5 protein-coding genes are annotated in these 3,786 nt (G+C 31.6%); 1 reads left to right on the top strand and 4 read right to left on the bottom strand.

Features of this window, described 5'->3' with window-relative positions; all coding sequences use genetic code 11:
- A partial coding sequence (locus tag AC1DRF_RS19170) for a hypothetical protein (RefSeq protein ID WP_477741415.1) occupies positions 1-400 on the bottom strand: 400 nt, incomplete at its 3' end.
- Between the two features lie 301 nt (positions 401-701).
- Here AC1DRF_RS19170 and AC1DRF_RS19165 point away from each other — a divergent pair.
- Positions 702-818, top strand: coding sequence for a DUF5412 family protein (locus AC1DRF_RS19165; protein ID WP_427076321.1), 117 nt, complete (start codon positions 702-704; stop codon positions 816-818).
- Positions 819-865: 47 nt separating this feature from the next.
- Here AC1DRF_RS19165 and yfmH read toward each other — a convergent pair whose 3' ends face one another.
- The 3 genes from yfmH to AC1DRF_RS19150 all read right to left on the bottom strand — a co-directional run.
- Positions 866-2,128, bottom strand: coding sequence for an EF-P 5-aminopentanol modification-associated protein YfmH (gene yfmH, locus AC1DRF_RS19160; protein WP_377572971.1), 1,263 nt, complete (start codon positions 2,126-2,128; stop codon positions 866-868).
- Positions 2,106-3,407 (bottom strand): EF-P 5-aminopentanol modification-associated protein YfmF, encoded by a 1,302-nt coding sequence (yfmF, locus tag AC1DRF_RS19155; RefSeq protein ID WP_097823723.1) that lies wholly within the window; start codon positions 3,405-3,407, stop codon positions 2,106-2,108. Before yfmF ends, yfmH begins: the two co-directional genes overlap by 23 nt.
- Positions 3,404-3,786, bottom strand: a 383-nt coding sequence (locus AC1DRF_RS19150; protein WP_477741414.1) for a hypothetical protein, incomplete at its 5' end; no start/stop codon positions are given. The genes AC1DRF_RS19150 and yfmF, both read right to left, overlap by 4 nt.

Here is a 3,786-nt window from a genome sequence, read left to right as displayed (position 1 = left end):
ATTCAAAGGGTAAGAGCGAGAAAACAATATAATAAATAGAGAAATAAACAAATTGGTAAGAGAAGAGATTCTTTGAGAGAACACCCCACATAATTAAACCATACACAAGAAGTATAGACGCTAAATTAGCTATGGTACCTCCAGCATAAACACAAGCATGAGTAAACCGATTATCATACTTTAATTTTTCGTAAATACAAAAGGAGTGCAAAAAATAAATAGATTTTATTTTAATTTTTTTCCACCTAAAAATCGTTCTCCCTTGTCCAATGGTAAAATCGACATTTCCTCCTAAAATAATAGCCATAAGTGAGTGGCCCAGCTGGTGAATAACAGACACAAGTGGAATGACAATTAAAAAAGAAAATAATAATTTCGGCATATCACTCCATCCAAACATACCTGTCTCCCCTTCATGCTAAAATAATCTTACATTTGATATTCCACATTTTCGTCTATCAAAACCGGTATTTTTATGAGGGCTCTATAAGAGAATAGTGCTTTTCTATGCTTTGTGTTTATGATTTCCATTAGGTTAACTAAATAATTAAACCGGACCTTCTTTACAATAAAAAGAGCTACCTCCAAATAGAAAAAGGTAGCTTGCTCTACTCAAGAAAAAAATTACATACGTTAATCTGGTTTAAAAAATTTAAGTATTTTAACATGATAAAATACTTAAATAAAGCGCTTTCGTTCTTTTGTTCTATTCATTTAATTCACCCAATAATACATATAAAGTAGAGCTTTACAGAGCCAATGATGGTGCTACTATGAGTTATACTCTTAGAGGAGAAGTCGGTAATAATAAAAATTAAACACCTCTATTTCTATTTAGTTTTTAACATATAACGGAAACACATAATTAATATTTTATAGGATATATAAAAGAACATTTTTTTTCTTCTGTTAAATGTTCTAAAAGCCTATTTTGAACTTCGTTAATATCTATTGCTTCTAAAATTGGAATAATATCAAAAAAATCTAAATCGTTAACTAAATAACCAGCTACATTTCGACAGAGTTTACTTGGTGAATCAAATAATTCTAGTACTCTACCAATAATCTTATAACGGGCTCTTTGAAAATTTAACTCCTCTAACCCATAGTTCTTGATTTTCTGGACAGTTTTATCCCACTCATTAATTATTAGATCAGGTCTTTTAGAAACGCCACCTAATGCTGAGTAGGCATAAGAAAGGCTAGCTTCATACGACCAAAAAAAGTCTTTTCCAATTAACTCTTCATTATATAGTTTTTGGTATAGAAGAGAGCTTTTTCCTGAAATCGATTCCAAACCTACCTTAGTTAGGTAATCATGTTTTAACAATTTGCTTTTCGTTAAAAATTCTGTACTGTCCCTGTATCCCCAAAAAAGTTGAGGCTGTGAAATAGGCATCTTTGTTTCTAAAAAAGGACTTCCTATAGTAATTTTATTATCTATTTCTTTTATAGTTACTGATTTTTTATCCTGATGAATATTTACATTTTGAACTACATTAAAAATAACTTCGGGCTCTATATCTCCAATTACTACCAGTTTCATATTTTCAGTTCTATAATATGCTTTATAAAATAACTCAAGGTTAGCTTCATTTATTTGGGCGATACTCGATATTGTACCTAACACCGGGGTGCCCAGAGAATGATGTTCGCCATAAAACAGTTTTAACAAATTAAAAAAACCATTGTTACGTGCGTTATCAGTGGACATTCGAATTTCTTGTTCAATAACCTTTCTTTCCTTATCTATAATTTTTTTTGAAAAAGATAAATTATTGACAAATTCAAGTAACGTCTTTAAATTTCTAGGTATTTCTTCAGTACAAGAAACCGTATAAGAAGTTATATCAAATGTGGTAAATGCATTAATAGAGGCTCCACCCGCAGCAAATTGATTTAAGATATCTTTTCCATCCTTTTTGTAAAACATAATGTGTTCTAAAAAATGCGCTATTCCCTTAGGAACAATCTGAACTTTAGAACCCGTTTGTAATTGTAAGTCACTGTTAAATGAACCACATTTCACTAACAACATCATATACACTTCATTAAATCCTGGTTTTTGAATTACATTGATATCTAAATTATTAATATTAATTGATTTAACAGAAGGTGTAATTATCATCTTTACTCTCTCCCTTATTACCTAATAGATATAATGTACAACCTTCTAACTTTTGAGCTGCACTTATAATTTCAGTCAGAGTAACTTCCTGTACAGCTAAAAGCATTTCTTCCATAGTACGAACTCGTCCACTTACTATACCATTTTGATGAAAGTCTATTAAACTTGCAACAGAATCTAATGATAACTTATATATGTTACACAACCCTTTAATCGTGAGCTCTATCTCTTCTTCTGATACTACACCCTTTTTAATTAACTCTATCTGTTCCGTAATAATCATATTTGACTTCTCTAATGTATCCGGCTTAATGCTAGATTGTATATACATTATTCCTTTTAGTGCATCTAATGAGCTTGATACAAAATACGCAAGTCCATATTCTTTTCTTAAATTAACAAAAAGTTTTGAATGGGGAAACCCACCCAAAATTCTATTACAGAGAACAAGTGAAGGATAATCATCGCTTGAAAACATTACCCCTCCTGTACTATATCCAACATTCACTAATAATTGACTTAAGGAGAACTTTTCGTAAGTGTGATTCTTTGCAGATATCCGCAAAGGAGAAGGAGGTTCCAGTTTATACTTTTTATTTGACTCATTTAGTTTGCTAATCTCTTTTCCAAACCTTGATATTAATTCATCTACTATACAGTTTGGTTCTATATTACCCACAACATAAATATGTAAAGGTGAGCTTTGAATAATTTGGTTATAGAGCTCAAATAATGTTTTTGACGTCCATCTATCGATATCCTTTAGGTAACCTAAATGTGGAATACTGTACAATTGTCCCTCTGTCATCTTGCTTAGGCACCGTTCGATTGAATAAGTAACTTTATTATTTAATCTGTTAATTATACGACTAAAATGCTGTTGTTTTTCATTTTCAACAGAATCCACTGAAAAAGTCGGCTTAAATAAAACGTCAGATAAGATAGTAATAACCTCACTTACCACTGATTTTTCATGATAAACGTTAAATGGGTTTGGGAAGGTGACTGAAAGACCCAGTATTTGCTTTTCCCCTTTCTTTTCAACTGATGCTTGTAGCTTAGCACCGTATAACCTATCTAGGATCAACTGTAGGCTTTGATTGTTTAGATAACTATTAGATCCCTGTAACAAAATATGAGGTATCATAGCAGCCCCTGTAACTACTTCCTTATCAAGATCCAAATATACACGTACAGCAATTGTAGTTAATACGTATTTTTCAGTTGGTAGAACATGTATCGCCATTGGGCCCTTCTCAAAAGTCTGAAACTGTTTCATGACATGGTCTCCTTCTCATTTAGCTTAAGTCGACGACCATTAACAAACCATCCTATAATCCAAACAATACTTAGGATTGTAAAAGGTAATGCAGATAACCATAAAAGACTTCGAACATTCACAAAATGGTTAAGCTGAGGTAAAATACCCGTTAAGGTAATAAATAAAATTCCATCTAATGCATCTGCCAAAGCTATGACCTTTCCACGATTAATACTAGAAGTAAGTTGTAATTCTACTTCTAAAAGGTTAGAAGGTAAAAATAGAGCGACCCAAATCATTAAATAGCATATTGGTCCGAATATAATAGGTGATAGTGAAAGTCCTATAGTACATAAAGACATTATTAATAACGGTATCGCATAACCATAAGGTACTC

The sequence above is a fragment of the Priestia sp. P5_B4 genome (assembly GCF_056400385.1).
Note: the sequence above shows the minus strand (reverse complement) of the source record. Positions and strands in the feature narration are given on the sequence as shown.